Here is a 23,260-nt window from a genome sequence, read left to right on the forward strand (position 1 = left end):
TCGGGTGACTGTCGGCCGGTCGGGTGAATGTCGGGCGCCGGAACCCTTTCCGGGTTTCCTTCCTTCGATAGTGGTCGTTATCAGGAAACCGGCCGCAGCCGCGGGCCGCCCTCCCCCCTCGTGTGACGGCCCGCCCGCCTCCCGGCCCCTCCCGGAACCCGCGGCGGGGGAGAGCACCCGTCCGCCGGGCTCCGGTCCCGGGACCCGTTGCAACGTGGCCCCGCCCCCCACGGGCCGCCGCCATCGGCGGCCGCCGCAGTACCCGTACCAGCCAACCAGGCTGTGTCACCGCCGTCCCGGGGCGCGGGCCCCGGCGGCACTCCAACCGCGAGCAGGAAGACAACCACATGCGACAGGCCCTCAGTAAGGGAATGCTCACGGCGGCCGCGGCCGCGACGGGCATCCTGTCCCTGCCCGGCGCCCACGCGTTCGCCGACGCCGGCGCCGGCGCAGTCACGGCCAACTCACCCGGCCTGCTGTCGGGCAACGCCGTGCAGGCCCCGGTCCACGTCCCGGTGAACGCCTGCGGCAACACCGTCGACGTCGTCGGTCTGCTGAACCCGGCGTTCGGCAACAACTGCGCCAACGAGGACGCGCCCCCGCCGTCCCACCCGGCGCCGCCCAAGCCGCCGGAGCACCACAAGCCGCCCAAGCACCACACGCCCCCGCCCGCGCCCCCGCGCGAGGAGCCCCCGGCGCCCCCGGTGCACCACCCCGCGCCGCCCGTCCAGCAGGCCAGGACGCTGCCCGCGCCCGCCGCGCTCGCCGAGACCGGCGGCAGCCCCGCCACCGCGGTCGCCGCCGCGCTCAGCGGCGTCCTGCTGCTCGGCGGCGGGCTGCTCTACCGCAGGGGCAGGGCCGCCGCCCGCGGCTGACCCGCGCCCACGGGGCCGGAGCGGACCGCCATCCGCCCGACCCCGCCCCGGCCGGGGGGCGCACGAACCTCCCGGCCGGGGCGCACACGCACCGCTGCGCCGCCGAAGCGCCCCGCTGTTCGGGCGTGTTCGTACGAAGTCACCCGTACGGGGCACAACCGATGGCCGACGGCGGCGTTAACCATGAGCCGGGTGTTGTGATCCGGCAAGTCATCGAACGACCGAGGAGTCCTTCTTCATGTCGCGTACCGCGAAGGCATTTGTTCTGTCCACCGTTGCCGCCGCCGCTGTGGCCGGTGCCGCTGGCGTCGCTTCCGCCGACGCCGGCGCGCAGGGGGCCGCCATCGGTTCCCCCGGTGTCCTGTCGGGCAACATCGTCCAGGTCCCCGTTCACATCCCGCTGAACGTCTGCGGCAACACCGTCGACGTCGTCGGTCTGCTGAACCCCGCGTTCGGCAACACCTGCGTGAACGCCTGACGTTCCCTCAGTACCGCGCGCGGCGGCCCCCTCCCGGCACGGAGGGCGGCCGCCGTTCGCCGTCCCGGGCCCGCGCTGCCCGAACGGCCCCCCGCGTGCCCCGGATGGGCGGAGCCGCCCGCCGCGGCTGCGCCGCCCCGGGGCACCCCGGCCCACCTGGTGAAACAGACCCCGCCACGAGCCGTGGCCGTGACCTGACGCAGTGGATCGGTTGCGCACCGCGACCGCCGATCCCACGGTGAGCGAAAGACCCGACGCACCACCGGAAGGGACACCCCCATGCGTCAACTGCCCGTACGGCGCCTCGTCATCTCGGCGGCCTGCGCCGCGCTCCTCCTCGGAGGAGCCGCACCCCTCGCCGCCGCCGAGAACGGCGCCCCAGGCCCGGCGAGGCCGAACGCCGCCGCCCCCGTCGCAGGAACCGAGGCCCTGCTCCACCAGGCCACGACCCTCGGCGACACCGGGGGCGTGCTCGGCGCGATCTCCGACCTCATCGAGGCGGTGACCGGAGCCGCCGGCGGACAGCTCGGCACCCAGGAGGCGCAGACGCACTCCGACGCCGTACGGCACGCCATCGGCGACGCCCAGCGCGGCTCCGAGTCGGGGCCGAAGTCCGCGGGCATCCAGGACGCCCACACCCTGCCCGCCCGCTACGGCGCCGACGAGGCCAAGTCGCCGCGCGCCGCCGCCCCCGACCCGCGCGGCGAGGCCCTGACCACGTTGCAGAGCCGCGCCGACCGCCTCATCGAGGCCGCCCGCGGCGGCTCCGAGAAGACCGTCAAGGAGCGGGTGGCGCAGCTCGTCCAGGGCCAGGTCGACCTGATGGCCGCCACCCTCGCCGCCGACGGCATGCCCCGCACCAGCCTCCAGGGCCTGCCCGAGGCGCCCAGCACCGACGTCCACACCCTTCCCGACCCCACCTCCGCGCGCCCGGACCACCGCGGCTGACCGCCGCCGCCCCCGCGCGCCGCGCCGTACGCCCCACGGGCGCGCGGCGCGGCGCGCGCCCGTGGGCTTTCCCGGGCCATGGGGTTTCCCCGGCGCCTCCCGGTCGTTGTCCACGGCAGGCGGCACGCCGCCGAGCGCCCCGGAAGCACCACGAAAGGAACCCCCATGAAGTCCCTCAAGGTCGCCGCCGTCCTCGCGGGCTCACTGGCGGCGGCCGGCGCCGCGGCCCCCGCCTTCGCCTCCGACGTGACCCCCTCAAGCCTCAACGGCGGCGTCGACACCCTGCTCCGCGAGGGCCTGCGCAACCCCGAGCCGGTCAGCACCAACGCCCTCGACACCGAGCGGGAGGGCACCGCGCTCAACGCGCTGTCGCACGCCACCAGGTCCCTGAACGAGAGCGGCGGCGCCCTCGCCCCCCTCCTCGGCGGCCTCCCCCTCGGCCGCTGACCCACCCGCGGCCCGGCGCACGGGGGCCTGTCCGCCACCGGCACCGCGGACACGCCCCCGCCGAACGCCGGTTCGGGGCGCCGGGGCCCTTCGTGTGACGGCTCACCTCGGGTCCCCCACACGGGTGACGGTTGGTCCCGTAACGTACGGGTATGTCGCTACGGTGCTGCGATGACCCCCATCTCAGGTTCCCCCGGCACCTCAACTCCCCCCGCAGGACCGCTGCGTGCGGCCGACCTCGGCACCCTCGTCGTCATCCCCTGGAGCGGCGACCACCCCGCGGACGGCGGCCAGATGCCGTTCCTGCTCGCCTATTCGCTCGGCGACGGGCACGGCGGCCCGCACGGCTCGGCCGTCGCCGTCGCCGCCCTGCTGCACAGCGTCGGCCTCCCCGTCGGCGGCCCCGTCGTCGACGGCACCCAGCAGCCGGGCCTCCCCGTCACCCTGCTGGTGGAGGCGGGCCAGGCGGTGGTGACCATGCGCCACCTCAACGCCCAGTGCCCCGTGCCCCCCGAGTGGCTTACCGCCGTGCGCCAGCGCGGCCACGCCAGCTTCATCTTCTCCACGCTGCCCTGGCCCGAGGGCAGTCCCGGCACCCCGGTCACCGCCGAGGCGCTCCAGGCGTACGTCGGCTCCGAGGAGACCCTGAACGCCTCGGCGCACTGCCTGGTCCCCGTCACCACCCTGCGTTCCTGAGGGGCCGTCATGGACACCAGGACCACACCCCACGGACGGCACACCGCGCCCCCCGCCCCCCGCCGCGCCCCCGAAGCCGCGGGCGGCGCCGCCACGGGCGGGGACACCGGGGAGGGGCGCGTGCCGCGCGGGCTCGCGCTGCTCCTCGTGATCACCGGGGCGGCCGGTCTGCTGCCCTCCTGGGTGATCACCCTCGACGAGTTCGCGCTGCTGCGGGACCCCGACTTCAGCCCCGGGTGCAGCATCAACCCGGTGGTCGCCTGCGGCAGCGTCATGAAGAGCGCCCAGGCGTCGGTGTTCGGCTTCCCCAACCCGATGCTCGGCATCGCCTGCTACGCGGTGGTGGTCTGCGTCGGCGCGGGGCTGCTCGCCGGGGCGAGGCCGCCGCGCTGGTACTGGCTCACCTTCAACGTTGGCACCCTCTTCGGCGTCGGCTTCTGCACCTGGCTCCAGTTCCAGTCCCTGTACCGGATCAACGCGCTCTGCCTGTGGTGCTGCCTCGCCTGGGTCGCCACCACCACCCTGTTCTGGTACACCACCGCGTACAGCGTCCGCCGCGGCTTCCTGCCCGCGCCCCGGCCGCTGCGCACCCTGTTCAGCGAGTTCGCCTGGACCGCGCCGGTGCTCCACATCGGCTTGATCGGCATGGCCGTCCTCACCCGCTGGTGGGACTTCTGGACGGGGTGAACGCGCGCGGTCCGTACGGCACACGAAAGACCCCGCGGGCGGTGCGGGACCCGAGGGTCCCCGCACCGCCCGCGGGGTCTTTGACGCCGGGCGGGGCTCAGCCGAGGCCGAGCATCCCCAGCGGGCTGCCGCTCTGCTGCTGCGGGGCCTGCTGCGCGGCCTGCGGCGCGGACTTCGCCGAGGCGCCGCGGTCGGCCTGCGCCTGCGGGGCCTGCTTGGCGTCGTGGCCGTGGCCGTGACCGTGGCCATGGCCGTGGCCCTTGCCCCCGTCCACGTTGGCGCAGGTGTTGCCGAACGCCGGGTTCAGCAGCGCGATGATGTCCACGGTGTTGCCGCACAGGTTGACCGGCACGTGGATCGGGACCTGCACGGCGTTGCCGGAGATGAGGCCCGGGGAACCGACGGCGGCGGCTCCGGCACCGGCGTCGGCGAGCGCCAGCGAGGCACCTCCGAGCACCATGGCACCCGTACCGGCCGCGATGACGGCGGCCTTCGCGATGCGAGACATCACTAACTCCTTGGGGGTGTGGTCGATGAGGGTCGACACGGGACAGGACTGAAACCTGACAGGGGCTGAGCCGGGCGACCGTGATCACGTCGGCACGCCCCGTTCAACGCCACATCCCACGGTGAGTAACGGCATAACACGTGTGTGTAGGCAAACCGGGTGACGCGCGTACATCGAGTGACCGCCGAACGGCCCTCGCGGGGGCGTCCCCCGCCCGGCAGTGGCGCGGCGCGCCCCCTCCGGCGGTCCCGGCCCGCCGCCCCGCCGCGTCCCGGCGGCAGGTCCGCGTACGGCCCGCCGCCCTGGATGATCCTCCAAGGACCGGCCCGCGGTGTCTCATCTGCTGCGTTGTTCCTACAAGAAGCTTGCAGATGCAAGATTTTGCCGCCTATGTTGTCGCGTATGCCGTCGTACACCATTGGCCAGGCCGCGCGTCTGCTCGGAGTCAGTCCCGACACCGCACGGCGCTGGGCTGACGCGGGCCGCATGGCCACCCGCCGCGAGGACGGCGGGCGGCGCATGATCGACGGCCGCGACCTGGCCGCGTTCTCCGTCCGGCTCGGCCAGCAGACCGCCACGGAGGACTACGAGCCCTCGTACACCTCCGTGCGCAACGCGTTCCCCGGGATCGTCACCGCCGTGCGGCTCGGCGACGTCGCCGCCCAGGTCGAGATCCAGGCGGGACCGCACCGTCTCGTCTCCCTCCTCACCCGCGAGGCGGTCGAGGAGCTGGGCCTCGAAGTCGGCATGGAGGCGACGGCCAGGGTCAAGGCGACCAACGTGCACATCGACCGCACCTGATCCACCCGGGGCATGGGCCGCGAGGCCGCGCCGCCGCTGCCCGTGCGCCCGTACGACCGTCAGATTCCGCCGCTGCCGAGGAGTTCACGAGCCATGCCGACCACCCTCACCCCGCGCCGCGCCGCCGCCGCGCTGCTCACGGCCGCCCTGCTGGTCCCGCTCGCCGCCTGCGGCGACGACGACAGCGACGGCGGCTCCGCGAAGAGCAGCTCGGGCGGCTCGACCAAGGACGCCGGGGCACCGCCCAAGGCCGACCTCACCGTGCTCGCCGCCTCCTCCCTCACCGACGTCTTCAACGCCGCGGGCAAGCAGTACGAGAAGGAGAACCCGGGCACCAAGGTCAGGTTCTCCTTCGCCGGGTCCCAGGAGCTGGCCGCCCAGGTCAAGCAGGGCTCGCCCGCCGACGCGCTGGTCACCGCCGACACCAAGACCATGGACGGCCTCGCCTCCGACGTGAACAAGCCGACGGTCATCGCCAAGAACCGCCTGGTGATCGTCGTACGCGACGGCAACCCGCAGAAGGTCGCCAGCCTCAAGGACCTCACCGACTCCAAGCTGAAGGTCGTGCTCGCCGCGCCCGAGGTGCCCGTCGGCAACTACAGCAAGCAGGTGCTCGACAAGCAGCACCTGAAGGTCAAGCCGGTCTCCCAGGAGACCAACGTCCGCCAGGTCCTCAGCAAGGTCGAACTCGGCGAGGCCGACGCCGGCATCGTCTACAAGACCGACGCCGCCACCGCCCCCGACAAGGTCGACGCCATCGACATCCCCGACGCGCAGAACGCCATCGCCGCGTACCCGGCCGCCTCCCTCAAGGACTCCTCGCACGCCGAGGCCGCCGCCGCCTTCGTGAAGTGGCTGGCCTCCGCCGAAGCCCTCAAGATCATGACGGACGCCGGGTTCCAGCAGCCGTGACACCGAAGTCCCGCACCGCCGACGGCACCGACAGCGCGGCGGGCGGCGGCGCGGCGGGTCAGGGCGGGCCCGGGGGCACGGCCCCCGGGCCCGCCCCCCGCCGCAGACGCCCCAGGACCAGGGCGCCGCTGACGCTCGCCGTGCCCGCGCTGATCGCGGTCGCGTTCCTGCTGCTGCCGCTCGTCGGCATCCTCGCCAGGACCTCCTGGCACGGGCTCGGCCAGGACCTCACCAGCCACGAGTCCCTCCAGGCGCTGCGGCTCTCCCTCGTGGTGTCCCTCTGGGCGCTCGCGCTCTCCCTGGTCCTCGGGGTGCCGCTCGCCTGGATACTCGCCAGGACCGAATTCCCCGGCAAGCCGGTCGTGCGCTCCCTCGTCCTGCTGCCGATGGTGCTGCCGCCCACCGTCGGCGGCGTCGCCCTGCTGCTCAGCTTCGGGCGCAGGGGCGTGCTCGGGCCGCTCCTTGAGGACTGGTTCGGCGTCACCCTGCCCTTCCACACCTCGGGCGCGGTCGTCGCCGCGGCCTTCGTCGCCATGCCGTTCCTCGTGATCAGTCTGGAAGGGGCGCTCGCCGGGCTCGGCCCGCGCCACGAGGAGACCGCCGCGTCCCTCGGGGCGTCGCCGGTACGGGTGTTCTTCACCGTCACGGTGCCGATGGTCGCCCCCGGCCTCGCCGCCGGGGCCGCGCTGACCTGGGCCCGCGCGCTCGGCGAGTTCGGCGCCACCATCACCTTCGCGGGCAACCTCCCCGGCACCACCCAGACCCTGCCGCTCCAGGTCTACCTGCTCCTCCAGGACGACCCCGAGGCCGCCACCTCGGCCTCGCTGCTGCTGCTCGTCATCGCGATGGCCGTACTGGTCGGGATGCGCGGCAGATGGACGGGCCAGCCCCGCGGCCGCCGCCGCGTCCACGAGGCGGCAGCCCCCGGCGCCGAGCCCGCCGCCGCCCTCCCCGCTGAGCCGGAGCCCGCGCCCGCCCCCGCGGCGGGCGGCGCCTCGCTGCACGCCGGGATCACCGGCTTCGACGAGTTCGTCCTCACTGCGGACGCGGGCACCACCATCGCCGTCGTCGGGCCCAACGGCGCGGGCAAGACCACCCTGCTGCGCGCCCTGCTCGGCCTCACCCACCGCGCCCACGCCGAACTCCGCCTCGGCGACGCCGACGTCACCACCGCGCCACCGCACCGCCGCGAGGTCGCCTGGGTGCCCCAGGACGGCGCCCTGTTCCCGCACCTGTCCGCCCTCGGCAACACCGCGTACGGGCTGCGCGCGCACGGTGTGCCGCGCGCCGAGGCCCGCAGGGCCGCCCAGGGCTGGCTCGACCGGCTCGGCGTCGGCAACCTCGGCCACCGCAAGCCCGCACAGCTCTCCGGCGGGCAGGCGCAGCGCGTCGCGCTCGCCAGGGCGCTCGCCGCCCGCCCCAGGCTGCTGCTCCTCGACGAACCGCTCGCAGCCCTCGACCAGACCACCCGCGCCCAGGTCAGACACACCCTGCGCACCCATCTCGCGGGCTTCCCCGGCGTCTGCCTCATCGTCACCCACGACCCCGTCGAGGCCGTCTCGCTCGCCGACCGGGTCCTCGTACTCGACCACGGCCGGGTACTCCAGGACGCGCCCCCCACCGAGGTCGCCCGCCACCCCCGCTCGCCCTGGGTCGCCAGGATGCTCGGCCGCAACGCCTGGCCAGGCACCGCCACCGCAGGGGGGCTGCGCCTCGACGCCACCGGAACCACCGTGGTCGCCGCCCCCGACGGGCCCGCCCCCGCGCCCGGCGCCCCCGCCCTCGCGATCATCGCGCCCGAGGCCGTCGCCCTGCACCGGGAGCGCCCCGCGGGCAGCCCCCGCAACGTGTGGCCTGGCACCGTGCGCGAGGTGACCGCCGTCGGCAGCAGGCTGCGGGTGCTCGTCACCTCCGAGCACACCCCCGACCTGATCGCGGAGATCACCCCGCAGGCCGCCGCGGAACTCGGCATCGGCGACGGCAGCCGGGTCCATATGAGCGTAAAGGCCACCGAGATCGCTCTCGTGGCGAGTTGAGCGGCCCGCCTGGGCATGCTCACACCATGGTCTTCGTCGCGCACACCGTCACCCTCGAAGCCGTGCCACGCGCCTGGTTCACACGGCTGCTCGCCGTCGTCCACGACACCGCCTCCGCGACCAGGGCGGAGGGGCCCACGGTGCGGTTCGCGGGCGGCGAGCCCGTGCCCGACGTCCTCCTCACCCACGGACGGCACCTGCGCCCCGGCGCCCAGTACGGGCTCACCGAGGACGGCGCCACCGCGCGGCTCACCGTCCGCCAGTGGGACCGCGAGGGCGCCGTGCGGCTCGGCTACGCGGACGGCGGCGGTGCCCTCGGCCTCGATCTGGAACTGCGCAGCGTCGCCGCCCCCGCCGAGGCCAGGCTGCGGATACGCGCACGCGCCGGGGGCGTACGGATCACGGGCGACGCCGTCCTCGACCTCACCGGCTGGTGGAAGGCCGCCGCGGGAGGCGATGTCGCGCGGGCGCCGCTGCGGGCCACCGTCCGCCACAGGTTCGCGGTGCTCATCGTGCGCGTGGTGCCCCAGACCACCGACTCCGGTGCCTGGGAGCTGTCCTGCGGCATCACCCTCAGGGGCCGCGGCCCGCTGCGCCCCCTGGTCTCCGCGGCGCTCGCCCTGGCCCGCACCCGGGTCGCCGGGGCCGCCGCCACCACCGCGAAGCGCCTCGCGTTCCGCTGGAACCTGGTCGTACCCGTCGCGGTCGCCCAGGACCCGAAGGCGGTGGTGGAACGGGTGATTCCGGCGGGGCACCTGGGGACGGGGTGAGGGGCGCCTCGGGGGAGGCGCGGGAGGGCGGCGGAGCGGGCCCTCGTTGCAGCGGCCGCCGCGCGCGTCGCGCGCATGACATTGGCCGCCGTAGCGCGGCCCCCCGCTACTGAGGCCGTCGCGCGTCCGCGTGCATGAAGTCCGCGATGCCGCGCCGGGTCGCCGCGATGATCACCCGGTCCTCGGGGCCCAGCACCCGCGTCGACGGCAGCTCGCCGACCAGGATCGGCGGCTCCGGCGGCCTGCCGTCCTGCCCCTCGTCCCCGCCGAGCGCCACGATCCGCCAGTGCCCCGGCCGGAACGCGTCCGCCACCGTCCGCCCCTCCAACTGGGCGTGCCCCGCCACGTCCACCGCCGCGAACAGCAGCACCCGCCGCTCCACCGGCACCGCCCCCAGGATCTGCCGCCCCACCATCGCCGCCGCGAACGCGGGCGCCGCGAGCTGGGACACGCTGCGGATACGGGTCAGCGCCCGGGGGTACGCGGTGCGCAGCGTCCGGTACACGGCCCCCGCGAAGGGGTCGTCGTACAGCCGCAGCACCACCCGCAGGTCGGGCCGGATCGAGCGCCCGTACAGCGCGGCCTCCAGATTGGTGGAGTCGACGCTGGTCAGCGCGAGCAGCGAGGTCGCCCGCTGGATCTTCGCGGCCTCCAGGACGCCCTCCTCCGTGACGTCCCCGAGCACCACGGGCACCCGCAGCCGCCGCGCCACCGCGATACCGCGGGCGTTCTGGTCGGTCTCCACGCAGACCACCGGGATGTCCAGCTCCCGTAGCTGCACCAGCACCCTGCTGCCGATCTTGCCGAGCCCCAGCAGCACCACATGCCCCGAAAGCCCCCGCGGCGGGCGCCGCACCGCGCCACCGCTGCGGAACGTGCCCAGCGCCTCCAGCACCGCGGCCACCAGCACCGGGAGCAGCAGCAGGCCCAGCACCCCGGCCACCATCTGCAACACCTGGCGGCTGTGCTGCTCGCCGACCGCCGGGTCGTTGATGGCCAGCAGGTCGAGCAGCGTCAGATAGAGGGCGTGCAGCGGACGGTCCCCTGTGGTCAGCATCGACGTCACCACCAGCGCCAGGACCAGCGCCACCACCGCCGTGAAGGACCAGCGCAGCCTGCGCGACACCAGGTAGCCGAGCGCGAGCCTGCGCAGCGGCAGCACAGGGCCCGAGTAGGACACCGTGTCCAGCACGATCCGGCCCCTGCCGCCCGCCGCGGCCACCGCCTCCTCGTCCGGCAGCAGCTCGGGCGCCTCCGTGCCGCTGTCGTCCGAGCCCTCGGAGCCCGCGGGGTCGGAGGCGGTCGCCGACGTCAGCGCCAGCGTGGCCGCCCCAGGACCCCGCTGCCCCCGCGCCCCAGGGCCAACCTCGACGGCGCGCAGCAGCAGGCCCCCGGCGCCCACGACCTTCGTCGAGCCGGCCACCGCGGCCGCGGCGAGCGCGGGTGCCGCAGTGTCGGCGTCGTACAGCACCGTCGTGGACGAGTCCAGGTGTACGGCGGAGGTGGTGAGCGGCAGCCCGCCGGTCGGTGTGCCGCCCAGCCTCACCGGGGTGCCGGACGCCGGTGTCAGGTCGGGGACGGAGCCGGCGAGCAGGGCGGCCTGGTCGAGGAGCTGGGTGAGGTGCTGGCCGAGGCGCCGGTTGTAGAGGCGGATCACCAGGCGGAGCCGGGGGTTGACCCGGCGCGCGGCGAGGGCGGCGCGGATGTTGGTCTCGTCGTCGTCATAGACGAGCGCCAGCGCGGGGGCGCTCGCGACGCCCGCGTTCAGCAGCACCTCGTCGGTCAGCTCGGACGTCTCAAGCAGCGCGATCCCGTCGTCGTCCCCCGGCGGCGCGGCCGCCCCGCCGCCCTGGCCCGCGGCGCGCGACACCACCGCCGAGAGCCGCCCCAGCATCACCGCCGCCCTGGTGCGCGCGGCCCCCGGCATGCTGATGGTCCCCGGCGCCGACTCCGGTACGACGAGCGTGACGCGCTGCCCGTACACCCCCCGCAGCTCTCCGGCGAGGCGGTGCGCCAGGGTGTCGTCACCGCAGACGATCAGGTGCCCGGGGGAGCCGGGGGCGGGGGGCTGGGGGGACTGCTGCGGAAGAAGAGCCACCCCACGAGCATGCCGGGCGCTTCCCGCTGATCCAAGTCCGCACCGGGGCACGCGTGTTCGCGGGGGTGGGGGAGGCCGGGGGAGCGGGGGTGCGGCGAGGGGGTACGGCGCCGTGCGGCGGGGGTCCGTTACCCCGCTGCGCCCCCGCTGACACCCCCCATATCCCCGCGCCGAGTAGAGTCGGCCTCCATCCGACATCTGTGAGGACGGAACACTTGAGCGCCATCAGCATCGGTCAGGCCGTGGTACTCGGCGTCGTGGAGGGGGTCACCGAGTTCCTGCCGGTCTCCTCCACCGGGCACTTGAAGATCACCGAGGGGCTGATGGACATCCCGGTGGACGACAAGTCGGTGGTCGCCTTCACCGCGGTGATCCAGGTGGGGGCCATCGCCGCCGTGCTCGTGTACTTCTTCAAGGACATCGTGCGGTTCGTCAGCGCCTGGGGCCGCGGTCTGGTCAACCGGCAGGAGCGCTACCACCACGACTACAAGTTCACCTGGTGGGTGATCTACGCCACCATCCCCATCGTGGTGGTCGGGCTCGCCGCGAAGCCGCTGATCGAGGGGCCGCTGGCGTCGTTGTGGGTGGTGGCGGGGTCGCTGATCGTGGGCAGCGGGGTGATGTGGGCCGCGGACCAGATGGGGCGCCACAAGCGCGGTGAGGACGACACCTCGTTCAAGGACGCCATGCTCGTCGGCACCTCGCAGATCCTCGCCCTGCTCTTCCCCGGCTTCTCCCGCTCGGGCGCCACCATGTCGACGGGCCTCGTGCTCGACCTCGACCGGGTCGCCGTGACCCGGCTCTCCTTCTTCCTCGGCCTGCCCGCGCTGACCGGCGCCGGTCTCTACGAGCTGAAGGACGCGGTCGGCGGCGGGGTGTCCGCGCTGCCGCTCGCCGTGGGGACCCTGGTGTCGTTCCTGGTGGCGTACGCGTCCATCGCCTGGCTGCTCCGGTTCGTCGAGCGGCACTCGTTCAACTCGTTCGTGCTCTACCGCATCCTCATCGGCGCCCTCCTCTTCGGCCTCCTCGGCACCGGGGTGCTCGAAGCCTGACCCGCGCCCCGCCCCCGCCGTACGGCCCGTGCCACCGGGTCTGCACGGCGGGGGTCCGTGCCTTCCGGGCCCCTTACCGCCCGCCCCTTACCGCCCGCTCCGTTCCGCCGCTCCGTGCCGCCACTTCGCGCCGCCGGTTCCGTACCGTCCGGGCGCGGCACGGTCGGGGTGCCCGCCCGGCGGGTAGGAGCCAGAAGCGGCAGCGACCGCGCGGGGCGTGCTCGGTCACGGGGGGAAGGCGGGCCTGGGATGGCGACGGTGTCCTACGCGGAGTTACTTGCCCTCGTCACGCTCGCCGCCACCACCCCCGGGCCCGCCCACTCGGCCCGCCCGTGGGACACGGCTCCGGTGCCCCCGCCCGACCCCCTCACCGCCCTGATCGAGGCCGAGGCGGCAGCGGAGAGCGGCGGCGTCGGCCTGCGCGCCCTCTGGCAGCGCGCCCTGCGCGAACCGGGCGCGCCAGGGGCCCTCGCGGAGGTCGCCGCGGCCCTGGCCCGCCTCGCCGCGGAACACCCCGCACTTGCCGCCGCCCTCGCCCGCCTCGCCCACTCCCGCCTTGACCCGCCACCGGCGCCCGTACGACTGGACACACCACAGGTACCCGTACAGACCGAGCCGCCCGTACAGACCGAGCCGCCCGTACAGACCGAGCCGCCCGCACGGACCGAGGCCCCCGCGGCGGCCGAGCCGCCCGCGCAGGCCGCGCAGGCCGCCCCCGCCCCCGGCAACACCATCGGCGGTGGCGCCCACGTCCTCGGTCCCACGCTCCAGACGCACGCCGTGCACGGCTCCATCCACCTGCACGCGGCCCCCGCCCCGGCGCCGCACCGGGTGCCCCGCCAACTGCCGCCCGTGCCCGGCCACTTCGTCGAGCGGCCGGCCGATCTCGACCGGCTCGACCGGCTGCTCGACAGCGCGCGGCCCGGCGCGCCCCTGCTCCTCGTGGTGACCGGGGCCCCGGGCGTCGGCAAGACGACCATGGCCGCGGCCTGGCTGCACCTGCTGCGCGTGCGCTTCCCCGACGGCCAGATGTACGCCGACCTGCGCGGCCCCGCCACCGCCCCGGCGGCGCCCGCGGCGCCCACCGAGATCCTGGCCCAGTTCCTGCGGGGCCTCGGCGCGGCCCCGGTGCCCGCGGAACCGGCCGAGCAGATGTCGCTGTGGCGCTCCATGACCGACGGACGGCGCATGGCGCTCCTCCTCGACGACGCGCTCTCGGCGGCCCAGATACGCCCCCTGCTGCCCGGCGGCGACACCACCGTGACCGTCGTGACCAGCAGGAACCGTCTCACCGCGCTGGGGATGGACGGTGCGCGCTTCCACCGGCTCGGGCTGCTCAGCCCCGACGCGGCGCTTGAGGTGCTGGCCCGCGGCGCGGGCCGCCGCCGTACCGAGCGTGAGGCCGGTGACGCCCGCCGTCTCGTCGACCTCTGCGGGCGGCTGCCGCTCGCGATCTGTCTGGCCGCCTCCCGCCTGGCCGCCCATCCGCGGCACTCCATCGCCGCGGCGGCCGACGCCCTGGCGCACGGCCCAGGGCCGCTCGACGCGCTGCGCCTCGACGGCCGGGCGGCGGTACGCGGCGCCCTCGACGCCTCCTACGCCGCCCTTCCCGCCGACACCGCGCTCCTCTACCGCACCCTCGGCCCGCTGCCCGTGCCCCGCTTCGACGCCCGGCTCGCGGCGGCGGCCTGCGCGCTGCCCCCGGCCGAGGGCGAACGGCTCCTCGACGAACTGGCGGAGGCGGGCCTGCTGGAGGACGAGGGGCCCGAGCCCGACGGCTACCGGTTCCACGACCTCGTACGCGAGCACGCCAGGGCGCTGGCCGCCGACGACCCGCGGGGCCCGGCCGAGGAGGCGCTGCGCCGCGTCTGCGACTGGCACCTGTACGCGGCGGCCGCCGCCGCGAGGCGGCTGACCCCGGTGACGGCCGTGCTGCCCGTCGAGTTCCGCCATCCGCCGCGGCAGCCGCCGCCCTTCGACGACGACCCGGGGGCGCTGCGCTGGCTCGCGGAGCACCGCCTCGGTCTGCTGGCGTGCGTACGGGCCGCGGCGGCGAGCGGCTGGCACGACACCTGCTGGCAGTTGGTGGCCGCCTGCTGGCCGCTCTTCCTCAGGCTCGGCCACCACGACCTGTGGATCGAGGCGCACGAGACGGGACTTGCCGCGGCCCGCGCCTCCCGCCACCCCCGCAGGCTCGACGCCGAGCGGCGCATGCTGACCTCGGGCGCCATCGGGCTGCGCGCCGTGGGCCGGGTGGAGCGGGCCGCCGCGTGGTACGAGGCCGCGCGCACCGCGGCCAGGGCGGCGGGCGACACCAGGGACGAGGGCCAGGCCCTGCACGGCCTCGGCACCTGCCACTGGGACGCGGGCCGCACCGGGGCCGCCGTGGCGAGCCTGCGGGAGGCCGTACGCCTCTGGACGGAGTGCGGTTACCCGCGCGGTGTCGCGCTCTCCGGCATCGTCCTGGGCGAGATCGCCCTCGCCGGGGGCCGTCCCGGGGACGCGGTCCCGCACTTCGCCGCCGCCCGCGCCACCCTCGCCGCCGTTCCGGACCCCTATGACGCGGCCCGCGCGCTGGCGTTCCTCGGCCGCGCCAGAACCGCCGCGGGCGCGGTCGGGCAGGGCCGCGCCGAACTGCACAGGGCGCTGGGCGAGTTCGGCCCCACGGGCCAACCCCGTTGGCGGGCGCTGACTCTGGAGTGGCTGGGCGACGCGGACCTCGCCGCGGGCGACACACCGGCGGCCGTCACCCACTACCGCACCTGCCTCGCACTCCTCACGCTCAGCAACACCGCCGACGCGGCGCGGGTGGGGGAGAAGATCCGGGCGGCGGGCGCCGCCGACTCTCCCTGAACCGGGGAGTCGGAGCAGCGCTGGGGAGTTCGTCCCGCCGGTGGGTCGGCGGGACGGAGGGGGGTGGGGCTACATCTTCAGGCAGATGGCCGATGCGGGGGATGCTCCGAAGAGCATGAGCCCCAAGAGAACGACCACTACCTGGGCGATTCGTGCGAGCACGTGCTGGAACTCGTCTCCGACGTCAAGCAGATGATAGGACGAGTCATGATCGTGGCAGTCCCGCCACAGGGCTGTCAAACTGCCGCAAGATGCACAGTAGTCTCATCCGAAACCGCTTGACAGCCCACCGAGTTCGCGGAAAGGTTCCGCCTCCTACTGCTGCGTCTCCACCGCGGCCAGCGCCCTGGCCAGCGCCTCCCGCGCGATCGCGCTCTCGTAGGGGTCGCCCATCCGCTCCGCGACGTCCACGGCGCGCCTGAGGTGGTCCACCGCCGACTCCGCCTCGCCCATGGCGAGTTTGCTCTCCCCGATGCCGCGGTGCGCCATCTCCTCCTCGCGTGCCGCGCCGATGCCCTGCGCGATGTCGAGGGCCGCCGCATGGCACGACAGGGCGTCCTCGTACTGCCCGAGCCGGGTGTGGGAGCGGCCGATGCCGTTGAGCGCGTCGGCCTGCCCCCGCCGGTCGGACAGGGCCTGAAGCACGGGCATCGACGTGCGGTAGAGGGAGAGCGCCGTCGCCGCGTCCCCGCTCTCCACGCACGATTCCGCCAAGTTCGCATAGGCGATGGCCAGATCGTGGTGGTTCCCGGCGGGCCCGATGAGTTCGATGGCCTCTTCGAAGTTCCGGCGCGCCAGGTCAGGGCGCCGGGTGCGCATATGGAGGTTTCCCTCGTTGACGAGCAGCCGTCCGAGGCGGGTGTGGTCGCCGATCGCGCGCAACCGCGCCCCCACCACGTGGAACTCCGCCTTGGCCTGGGAGTAGTCGCCCAGGTGGAGATGGCACACGCCCATGTTTCCCCTGACGCGGAGCGTCCCCCTGTCGTCGCCGACGCTCCTGAGGAACGCGAGCGCGGTCTCGAAGGACGTCAGCGCCTCGTGGTGCGCGCCCGCGTACCACTGGAGCGTTCCCCGGGTCTCCAGGCTCTCGGCCTCCGCGGCGGTGTCGGAGGACTCCCGGGCCAGCGCCAGCGCCTCGTCCAGGGTGTCGAGCGCGAGTCCGTAGTCCCCGAACTGCGCGTGCGCCGCGCTCAGCGCCAGCAGCGAGCGGCACAGGGCGCGCCGGTGGCCCACCGCGCGCCAGTGCCCTGCCGACGCGGTCGCCACCCGCAGCCCGTCGCCCCAGTGGCACTGCTCGTCGAGGAACGTCACGAGGAACTGCCCGAGCACCGCGGCCAGTTCGGGGGCCCCGTGCTCCCGCGCCCGCTCCTCCACGCCCAGCAGGGCCTCGCGCTCCGCCGCCAGCCAGGCCGCCGCGCCCTCGGGCGTGGCAGGGAAGGGCAGACGGTCAGGGACCGGCTCGTAGGGCACCGCGGGTTCCAGCCGGTGCGGGTGGGCCAGCGCGTCGGCCGCCTGGGCCGCGCCGACGTAGAACACCGTCAACCGCGCCATCGCCGCGGCCCGTTCCGCCTCGTCGTCCTTCTCGACGGTCAGCGAGCGGGCGTACTCGTGCAGCAGGTCGTGGTAGGTGTAGCGCTCCTCCTCCTGCTCCTGCATCAGGGACGACGACAGCAACTCCTCCAGCAGGTCCTCCGCCTCCGGGAGCGGCACACCGAGCAGCGCGGCCGCGGAGTCGGCCGACAGGGCGGTGCCCGGATGCATGCTGAGAAGGCGGAAGGCCCGCCTGCCCGGCCGGGTCAGGGTGCGGTACGACAGCGAGAACGCCCGCGCCACCCCGAACTCGCCGCCCTGGGTGCGCAGGAGGTCGAGCCGTCCGGGGACGCGCGCGAGCCGGCCGTGCAGGGTGTTCAGCGTCCAGGCGGCGCGGTGCCTGAAGCGCGTCGCGGCCAGCTCGATCGCCAGCGGCAGATGCCCGCAGAGGCCGACGATCCTGGTGACCAGCGCGGTGTCCCGCGTCCTCGCCGCACCGGCGATGTTCCTGAACATCACCACGGCGTCGTCCGGCGGCAGCGCTTCGAGCAGCAGGGTCAGGGCGTCCGGGAGCCCGTCCAGTTGGCGCCGACTCGTGATGATCACAAGGGAGTTGGAGGTCCCGGGGAGCAGCGGCAGCACCTGGGCGGTGTCGGCGGCGTCGTCGAGGACGATCACGGTGCGGCGGTCCGCCACGACCGACCGCCAGAGCGCGGCGGCCCCGTCGACGTCGCCCGGGACGGTGTCCGGGGGGACGCCGAGCGAGCGCAGCAGGAAGACGAGCGCGTCGTGCGCCCCCATCGGCTCCTGGGTCGCGGAGTGGCCCCGCAGGTTCAGGAAGAGGCACCCCGCCGTGAAGTGCGCGGAACAGCGGTCGGCGAAGCTCACCGCCAGGGTGGTCTTGCCCGCCCCCGCCATCGCGGAGACCGTGCCGATGGACACCAGGGAGACCCCGTCGTCGACGGCGGGTCCGACCAGCTCCTCCAGACGGCGCATCTCGTCCGCGCGCCCCACCAGGGTGGTGACCCGGGGCAGCATGCGCGGGACCGGGAGCGCAGGGACCTCGGGGGCGGCCTGCTCCGCGGGCGCGAAGTGGCCGTTCGTAGCGGGGACTTCGGGGGCGGCCCTGGTGTCGTCGGCGGGGTCCTGCGCCTGTGCGCCGCCCGGACGCCGCGCGTCCGCGCCGGAGTCCTGGCCCGCGCCCTGCCGCCGTGGCGCCCGCTCCCCGCTCGCCCCCAGCGCCTCCCGCACCAGGTCGGCGGCCGGGCGGTCGGCGAGTATGCCCTCGTGGAGCCGGGAGAGGAGGGTGCCGGGGCGGGCGCCCTGTTCGTCCCTGAGCTGCTTGTTGATCCGCTGGAACAGCCGCAGCGCGTCGGTGTGGCGGCCACTGCCGTGGTACGCGAGCAGCAGACAGGCCGCGAGCGTCTCGTCGGTGGGGTGCCGGTCGAGCAGCGGGAGGAGGTCCGCGACCAGCGGGGCGAAGCGGCCGCGCCGCAGCGACGCGGCCCCGGCCTCCGCCGCGACGGCCACCCGTTCCTCTTCGAGGGCGGCACGGGTGCGCGCGGCCCACAGCCCCGCCAGGCCCGCCAGCGCCTCGCCCCGCCACAGCGCACCGGCCTCCGCGAACAGGGCCAGCGCCGCCGCGTCGTCACCCCTGGCGGCCGCGCTCTGGGCGCGGTCGCGCAGGCGGCGGAAGCGGTGCACGTCCACGGTGTCCGGGTCGGCCCGCAGCACATAGGTGTGCGAGCCGCTGGCGATCTCGGGCACCGGCGCCGCGGTGCGCGCGGCGAGCGCGGTCTCCCGCAACTGGGTGCGCATGCGCGACACATACGTGTACAGGGACTCGCGCGCGGTGGCGGGCGCGTCGTCCCACAGGCACTCGATCAACTCGTCCCGGGTCACGGGCCGTCCGGCACGCAACGCCAGGGCCGCGACCAGTCGGCGCCGCATGTCCGACGCCACCCGGTGCGCGTGCCCGTCCACCCTGAGCCCCACCGGACCGAGTAACAGGAAGTCCACCAGCGCCCCACCTCCCGCTGGTTCACATGACTGTCGTTTTCGCTACGTCAGTTTCGGTACGTCAGTTTCGATACGTCAGTGCGTCAATGAGCAGTGCATCGGCGCATTTCCGAGCGCGCTATTTCGTTTTCTATTGAGGCATGGAGAAAGACATCCTCACCAGGGGCGTCACTCCCACGGCCAGGAACTGGCCGGATTCAGCGGTGGCGGCGGGGCCGCGGCGGCCGTCCTGCCGGGCCGGTGCGGTCCGGCATGGCATGCAGGGACGGCCGAGGCGTCCCCCCACGGGCCGCCCCGGCCGTCCGTTCCCGGGCCCGCCCCGGGGCCGCTCGCGCGACCTGGGGGCGGGGCTGTCCGTCGGCGCCGGACCGCAGGTCCCGGGCGGTCGGGCGCCGACTCCTGCTACTGGCCCGCGGCCGTCCCGCTCGCGCCCAGGTCGTCCGCGTACGAGGCGATCCAGGCCAGCGGCGCGTTCCAGTTGATGGCCACCTCGTTGGTGGAGAACGACTGGATGTCGTCGATGTAGCACATCGCGGGCGCGCAGCCCTGCAACTTCGCCTCGGCCGTCGGGTCCTCAAGGCCGGAGTCGGGCCCGCCCGCCATCGAACCGTCCGGCGGGTGCGGCAGGTCGGGGTCCAACTCGTTGGCGAAGATGCGGTTGTGCTGGTTCTGCGAGAAGCGCGACCCGTGCCCGGTGACGTACGACTGGTTCATCGGGTTGTCGCCGAGCACGTAGTTCACCGCCCCGAGCACCGCGTCGCGGTACTTCGCCTCGCCGGTCAGGTCGGCGGCGGTGGCGAGCACCACCGCGTTGTTGAGCACCTGGCTGTTGGAACCCCACACGTACGCACCGCCCTTGGGCGCGTACGGCACCCCGTAGGCGCAGGCCGCCGCGTCCTCGGCGTAGCCGTCCGCGGCGTCCGTGACCAGGCCGCGGACGTCCGCGAGCTGCCCGTCGGTGAGGCCGCTCGGCACCGTCGCCAGGTCGAGCGCGCCGAGCGCCGCCGTGGAGCCCCAGGAGAAGCCGTCGGCGGGGAAGACGTCCCCGGGGTCGAGCGGCGAGTCCAACACCGCGTCCCGGTAAGTGTTCTCACCGGTCGTCAGGTACAACTCGGCGGCGGCCCAGTAGAACTCGTCGGTGACGTCGTTGTCGTTGTACGCGCCGCCGCCCACGGAGTCCGTCGCGGGAGCGTAGATGTCGGGGTGCGCGAGCGCCGCCTCGTACGCGGTGCGCGCCGACGCCAGGAGCTTGTCGGCGAAGTCCGCGTCGAAGTCCTCGAAGAGGCGGGCGCCTTGGGCGGCAGCGGCGGCGAGGTTCAGCGTGGCGGCGGTGGACGGCGGGTGCAGCTCACGCGGCTGGTCGTCGTCCTGCGGCTGGGTCGGCAGCGCGGTCCACTGGGCGTCGTGCAGCTTGTGGTGCGCCATTCCGGCCAGTTCCTCGCCCGCGGGCACCTGCATCGACAGCAGGAACTCCAGCTCCCAGCGGGCCTCGTCGAGGATGTCGGGGGTGCCGTTGCCCCGCTCCGGCACGCGCAGCGCGCCGTCCCCGAGCGCGCCGTCCCGGGTGTTCCCCGCGTACCGGGTGCGCTCGTACGCCGACAGCAACTGGGCCGTGGCGATACCGCCGTTGACGACGTACTTGCCCTGGTCGCCCGCGTCGTACCAGCCGCCCGCCGCGTCCAGTGTGTAGTCGCACGAGTCGTCGACGCAGGGCACGTCGTCGTCGCCGGTGTTCGGCGCGACGTTGAGGTGGCCCGCGGGGCGCGCGTACGCGTCGCCGATCAGGTCGCCGTCGATCGCGATGCCGCTGCGGTTGGCGTAGAAGTACTGGAGCGCGTCGGTGCGCAGCGACCCGAACACGTCGTCGCCGATGGCGAACGGCTCGCTGGTGTCGTCGCCGATCGTCACCGTGTAGCCCTCGCCTGGCGTGGTGACGTCGCCGAAGTCGAAGGTCTGCACGGTCTGCGCCGACGAGGCGTCCTCACCCGCGGGCGTGGTGGTGCCGGTGGCGACCTCGGCGCCGTCCGCGTCGTTCAGCGTCCAGGTCCTGCCGTCGGCGGCGGCGGTGACGTAGACGCCCTTCTTCGGTCCTTCGGTGAGGTAGCCGACCTGGTTGACGCGGACCGGGGAGCCGGTGTCCGGGTCGTACGGGGGGATCTCGGCGCCGCCGGTCAGCGAGATGTCGTCCACGCAGAAGGTGTACGCGTCGTCGCTGCCGCCGATCTGGAACGCGAGCTGCGCGACGTCGTCGTCCGTGGACGCGGTGAAGGTCTGCTCGAACGTCTGCGGCTCGTCGGTGAGTTGGTCGGCGGAGGTGAAGTACTGGGTGTACGGCTCCGCGGCCTGCTGCACGTTGGTGGTGATGGTGACGGGGGTGGTGGCGGTCGCGGTGTAGGTGAGCGCGTAGGTCTCGCCCGCGGTCAGCGGCAGCGCGTCCTGGCCGATGATGGCGTCCCAGGGGTTGGCGGTCCCGGCGGGGACGTCCGCGCAGAGCCGCCCGTCGACGACGGCCGCGGGGGTGTTCTCCGTCCACCACCAGGGGGCGGTGGCACCGCTTTCGAAGTCCCCGTTCTGGACGAGTTCGGGGCCCGCGGCGGCCTTGCCCTGCGCGTCGTCCGCGGCCGCGGCGGAACCCGAGAGCGCCGCGGCGACCAGGGCAGCCGCGGCTATCGCGGCGGATATACGGAACGTGGATCTGCCGCGTCGCGTGTGGTGCGGGGCGCGCGGCTCATGACTCGGAGATCCGGTCACGGCTCAGTCCTTCCGGATGTGGGGCTGGGGGAGGGGGGATGGGGCGGGGCTCGCGCGGGGCGGCGACGGGGCGCGGTTACGCCTGGCCCGCGGTGGTGCCGCCGGTCGTGGTGCCGACGTCGGTGCCTCCGCCGCTGTCCGTCAGGGAGACGTCGTCCACGCGGAAGGTGAGGGAGATTCCCGCGATACGCCGCCTGCGGCGGCGCGGATGCGACGAGTTCTCCATGGTTGGGTCCTTTCGTCGTGGGGGTTGCGAAATGACCTCTCGACGGGAGCGCCCCACGCGTTGGGGGTAGTGGGAGCGCTCCCATGAGGCATCCTCGCGGCCCACCCGAAGCGGCGTCAAGACATCGGAGAGGGCCGGACTTTCACCTTCGTGAGACGTCGACACCGTTATGCGGATGGGGTGTTTCGGATAGCGGGGATTGCGGGCCGGGAGCGGCTTGCTGTTTCGCGGGAATCAGCGGGCCTGCCTGGGAGGGGTTCGACGGAGGTGCCGACGGGCGGGGGTGGGGTGGGGTGGGTTCCGTGGGGTGGGTCGGAAGGTGGGGCGCGGGCTTCGGATCGCGCAGTTCCGCTTGGTTCCGCGTAGTGCCCTAATCCGTCGTCCCGTTCGCCTCACCGGCCGACCCGATTCCCGCCTCTCGCCGCGGGCCCGAATTCCCCTTTCGGTGGCGCCGCCCGGCGCGTAATCCCCGCGCTTTCGGAGGTGCAAGGTTTTTGCAAGGCAACTTCCAGGTTTCTGCCAGGGCTTTGACGGTTCGGATGGGGACCTCCCTCACAGCGGAGTTCCACGGCGCCGGTCGTGGACGGCAGTGAGCGGAAGGCACGTGATCCAGAACGCGTACATCCCGGGGAAAGAAGGACCACCGGCCGTTCGTCAGAACCGGACGGCCCTGAACCCACAGGCGGCAGGCGCACCACGCACCATCCGGAGCATCGCCACCGCACTGGCACCGACAGGCGAAACCTACAGCGGCAGGGGAGCGGACCGAAAGACGGACGGACCTCGGCAGGCACCGGAAGTACGAACACCGGGAGCAGGGCGAGCGTGGGGGACGCGGAAAGCACGGAGACCGCGGGGAACACGGGGAATTCAGTTAATTCGGGGAGCGCAGGGAACACGGGGGGAATTCATGTTCATCGCAGACAGGGCAAACAAACGGACGGAAGGGCCCGCGGCACAGGACCGGCCGGGGCAGCCCGGCCAGTCAGATCAGCCGGGCCGGGTGGATCAGCCGGGCCGGGTGGATCAGCCGGGCCGGGTGGATCGGTTGAGCCCGTCGAGCCAGTTGAGGCCGTCGAGCCAGCCGGACCGGCCTGACCAGCCGGGCCAGCCGGACCAGTCGAACCGGCTTGACCAGCCGGACCGGTCGAACCGGTCTGACCAGCCGGGCCGGTCGAACCGGTCTGACCAGCCGGGCCGGTCGAACCGGTCTGACCAGCCGGGCCGGTTGACGCAGGCGAATCAGCAGGACCAGGGGGGACAGGGGAACCAGAGCGATCACCTCGACCAGCCGGACCAGCCCGATCAACTCGACCAGATCGGCCAAGCCGATGAGTCCGGCCAAGTCGACGAGTCCGGCCAGCCGGACCAGTCCGACCAGGCTGCCCGGACTCACCGGCCGCACCGGCCCTGGAGTCGGGAGCGGCGTGAGCAGCCCGAGCGGCGTGAGCGGCGTGGTGGTCGCGGGCGGCGCGGGCGGCGTGGGGGCCGTCCGGGCGGCGGCCCCGCGCGGCGCCGTGACGGTGTCCACGGGCCCGTGAGGACCGGCGGGCGCGGCGAGGGCGGCCCGTGC

General features: G+C 74.4%; 17 protein-coding genes and 1 pseudogene. 12 read left to right on the top strand and 6 right to left on the bottom strand.

Annotated elements, in window-relative coordinates; genetic code table 11:
* Positions 1-347: 347 nt before the first annotated feature.
* The 6 genes from ACIBIW_RS06470 to ACIBIW_RS06495 all read left to right on the top strand — a co-directional run bounded on the left by ACIBIW_RS06470 (position 348) and on the right by ACIBIW_RS06495 (position 4,131).
* A complete protein-coding gene (locus ACIBIW_RS06470; protein ID WP_399332576.1) occupies positions 348-875 on the top strand; it encodes a chaplin in 528 nt (175 codons plus the stop codon).
* Between the two features lie 238 nt (positions 876-1,113).
* Complete coding sequence (locus tag ACIBIW_RS06475) at positions 1,114-1,353, top strand: chaplin (RefSeq protein ID WP_399332578.1); 240 nt, start codon at positions 1,114-1,116, stop codon at positions 1,351-1,353.
* A gap of 279 nt (positions 1,354-1,632) precedes the next feature.
* Positions 1,633-2,301, top strand: coding sequence for a hypothetical protein (locus ACIBIW_RS06480; RefSeq protein ID WP_399332580.1), 669 nt, complete (start codon positions 1,633-1,635; stop codon positions 2,299-2,301).
* A 165-nt stretch (positions 2,302-2,466) separates the two neighbouring features.
* Positions 2,467-2,748 (top strand): hypothetical protein, encoded by a 282-nt coding sequence (locus ACIBIW_RS06485; protein WP_399332582.1) that lies wholly within the window; start codon positions 2,467-2,469, stop codon positions 2,746-2,748.
* A 171-nt stretch (positions 2,749-2,919) separates the two neighbouring features.
* On the top strand, positions 2,920-3,444 hold the full coding sequence (locus ACIBIW_RS06490; protein WP_399332584.1) for a DUF5949 family protein: 525 nt from the start codon (positions 2,920-2,922) through the stop codon (positions 3,442-3,444).
* Between the two features lie 9 nt (positions 3,445-3,453).
* Entirely contained in the window at positions 3,454-4,131 is a 678-nt protein-coding gene (locus ACIBIW_RS06495; protein WP_399332586.1) for a vitamin K epoxide reductase family protein, read from the top strand.
* 223 nt (positions 4,132-4,354) lie between these two features.
* On the opposite strand, the pseudogene ACIBIW_RS06500 reads toward ACIBIW_RS06495, so the two are convergent.
* Positions 4,355-4,639, bottom strand: a pseudogene (locus tag ACIBIW_RS06500) (chaplin); the annotation flags it as partial.
* A gap of 402 nt (positions 4,640-5,041) precedes the next feature.
* Here ACIBIW_RS06500 and ACIBIW_RS06505 point away from each other — a divergent pair.
* The 4 genes from ACIBIW_RS06505 to ACIBIW_RS06520 all read left to right on the top strand — a co-directional run bounded on the left by ACIBIW_RS06505 (position 5,042) and on the right by ACIBIW_RS06520 (position 9,158).
* Entirely contained in the window at positions 5,042-5,440 is a 399-nt protein-coding gene (locus ACIBIW_RS06505) for a molybdopterin-binding protein (protein ID WP_399332588.1), read from the top strand.
* 93 nt (positions 5,441-5,533) lie between these two features.
* Complete coding sequence (modA, locus tag ACIBIW_RS06510) at positions 5,534-6,352, top strand: molybdate ABC transporter substrate-binding protein (protein ID WP_399332590.1); 819 nt, start codon at positions 5,534-5,536, stop codon at positions 6,350-6,352.
* Between the two features lie 128 nt (positions 6,353-6,480).
* Positions 6,481-8,388 carry an ABC transporter permease gene (locus ACIBIW_RS06515; protein WP_399332931.1) on the top strand — a complete coding sequence of 636 codons (1,908 nt, stop codon included), beginning with the start codon at positions 6,481-6,483 and terminating at the stop codon, positions 8,386-8,388.
* Between the two features lie 26 nt (positions 8,389-8,414).
* Positions 8,415-9,158: a hypothetical protein gene (locus ACIBIW_RS06520; protein ID WP_399332592.1), complete on the top strand. Its 744-nt coding sequence runs from the start codon at positions 8,415-8,417 to the stop codon at positions 9,156-9,158.
* A gap of 106 nt (positions 9,159-9,264) precedes the next feature.
* Here the strand turns inward: ACIBIW_RS06520 and ACIBIW_RS06525 are convergent, their stop codons facing one another.
* Positions 9,265-11,199: an NAD-binding protein gene (locus ACIBIW_RS06525; RefSeq protein WP_399332933.1), complete on the bottom strand. Its 1,935-nt coding sequence runs from the start codon at positions 11,197-11,199 to the stop codon at positions 9,265-9,267.
* Positions 11,200-11,471: 272 nt separating this feature from the next.
* On the opposite strand from ACIBIW_RS06525, the gene ACIBIW_RS06530 reads away from it, so the two are divergent.
* Positions 11,472-12,308 (top strand): undecaprenyl-diphosphate phosphatase, encoded by an 837-nt coding sequence (locus tag ACIBIW_RS06530; RefSeq protein ID WP_399332594.1) that lies wholly within the window; start codon positions 11,472-11,474, stop codon positions 12,306-12,308.
* A gap of 249 nt (positions 12,309-12,557) precedes the next feature.
* Positions 12,558-15,161, top strand: coding sequence for a tetratricopeptide repeat protein (locus tag ACIBIW_RS06535; RefSeq protein WP_399332596.1), 2,604 nt, complete (start codon positions 12,558-12,560; stop codon positions 15,159-15,161).
* 315 nt (positions 15,162-15,476) lie between these two features.
* Here the strand turns inward: ACIBIW_RS06535 and ACIBIW_RS06540 are convergent, their stop codons facing one another.
* The 4 genes from ACIBIW_RS06540 to ACIBIW_RS06555 all read right to left on the bottom strand — a co-directional run bounded on the left by ACIBIW_RS06540 (position 15,477) and on the right by ACIBIW_RS06555 (position 23,218).
* The gene (locus tag ACIBIW_RS06540) at positions 15,477-18,710 is read right to left on the bottom strand and encodes a tetratricopeptide repeat protein (RefSeq protein WP_399332598.1); all 3,234 of its coding nucleotides are present in this window, start codon (positions 18,708-18,710) and stop codon (positions 15,477-15,479) included.
* Between the two features lie 402 nt (positions 18,711-19,112).
* The gene (locus tag ACIBIW_RS06545; protein ID WP_399332935.1) at positions 19,113-21,392 is read right to left on the bottom strand and encodes a glycoside hydrolase family 9 protein; all 2,280 of its coding nucleotides are present in this window, start codon (positions 21,390-21,392) and stop codon (positions 19,113-19,115) included.
* 145 nt (positions 21,393-21,537) lie between these two features.
* Positions 21,538-21,687, bottom strand: a complete 150-nt coding sequence (locus ACIBIW_RS06550; protein WP_399332600.1) for a hypothetical protein — start codon at positions 21,685-21,687, stop codon at positions 21,538-21,540.
* 985 nt (positions 21,688-22,672) lie between these two features.
* A complete protein-coding gene (locus ACIBIW_RS06555; protein ID WP_399332602.1) occupies positions 22,673-23,218 on the bottom strand; it encodes a hypothetical protein in 546 nt (181 codons plus the stop codon).
* Between the last annotated feature and the right edge of the window lie 42 nt (positions 23,219-23,260).

The organism is Streptomyces sp. NPDC050560 (genome assembly GCF_044457285.1).
In the GTDB taxonomy this organism is placed as follows: domain Bacteria; phylum Actinomycetota; class Actinomycetes; order Streptomycetales; family Streptomycetaceae; genus Streptomyces.

What these genes read in the sequence shown, in the direction of transcription:
- ACIBIW_RS06470 (WP_399332576.1), top strand. Translation starts at nt 348, where the DNA reads ATGCGACAGGCCCTCAGTAAGGGAATGCTCACGGCGGCCGCGGCCGCG.
- ACIBIW_RS06475 (WP_399332578.1), top strand. Translation starts at nt 1,114, where the DNA reads ATGTCGCGTACCGCGAAGGCATTTGTTCTGTCCACCGTTGCCGCCGCC.
- ACIBIW_RS06480 (WP_399332580.1), top strand. Translation starts at nt 1,633, where the DNA reads ATGCGTCAACTGCCCGTACGGCGCCTCGTCATCTCGGCGGCCTGCGCC.
- ACIBIW_RS06485 (WP_399332582.1), top strand. Translation starts at nt 2,467, where the DNA reads ATGAAGTCCCTCAAGGTCGCCGCCGTCCTCGCGGGCTCACTGGCGGCG.
- ACIBIW_RS06490 (WP_399332584.1), top strand. Translation starts at nt 2,920, where the DNA reads ATGACCCCCATCTCAGGTTCCCCCGGCACCTCAACTCCCCCCGCAGGA.
- ACIBIW_RS06495 (WP_399332586.1), top strand. Translation starts at nt 3,454, where the DNA reads ATGGACACCAGGACCACACCCCACGGACGGCACACCGCGCCCCCCGCC.
- ACIBIW_RS06505 (WP_399332588.1), top strand. Translation starts at nt 5,042, where the DNA reads ATGCCGTCGTACACCATTGGCCAGGCCGCGCGTCTGCTCGGAGTCAGT.
- modA (WP_399332590.1), top strand. Translation starts at nt 5,534, where the DNA reads ATGCCGACCACCCTCACCCCGCGCCGCGCCGCCGCCGCGCTGCTCACG.
- ACIBIW_RS06520 (WP_399332592.1), top strand. Translation starts at nt 8,415, where the DNA reads ATGGTCTTCGTCGCGCACACCGTCACCCTCGAAGCCGTGCCACGCGCC.
- ACIBIW_RS06535 (WP_399332596.1), top strand. Translation starts at nt 12,558, where the DNA reads ATGGCGACGGTGTCCTACGCGGAGTTACTTGCCCTCGTCACGCTCGCC.
- ACIBIW_RS06550 (WP_399332600.1), bottom strand. Translation starts at nt 21,687, where the DNA reads ATGGAGAACTCGTCGCATCCGCGCCGCCGCAGGCGGCGTATCGCGGGA.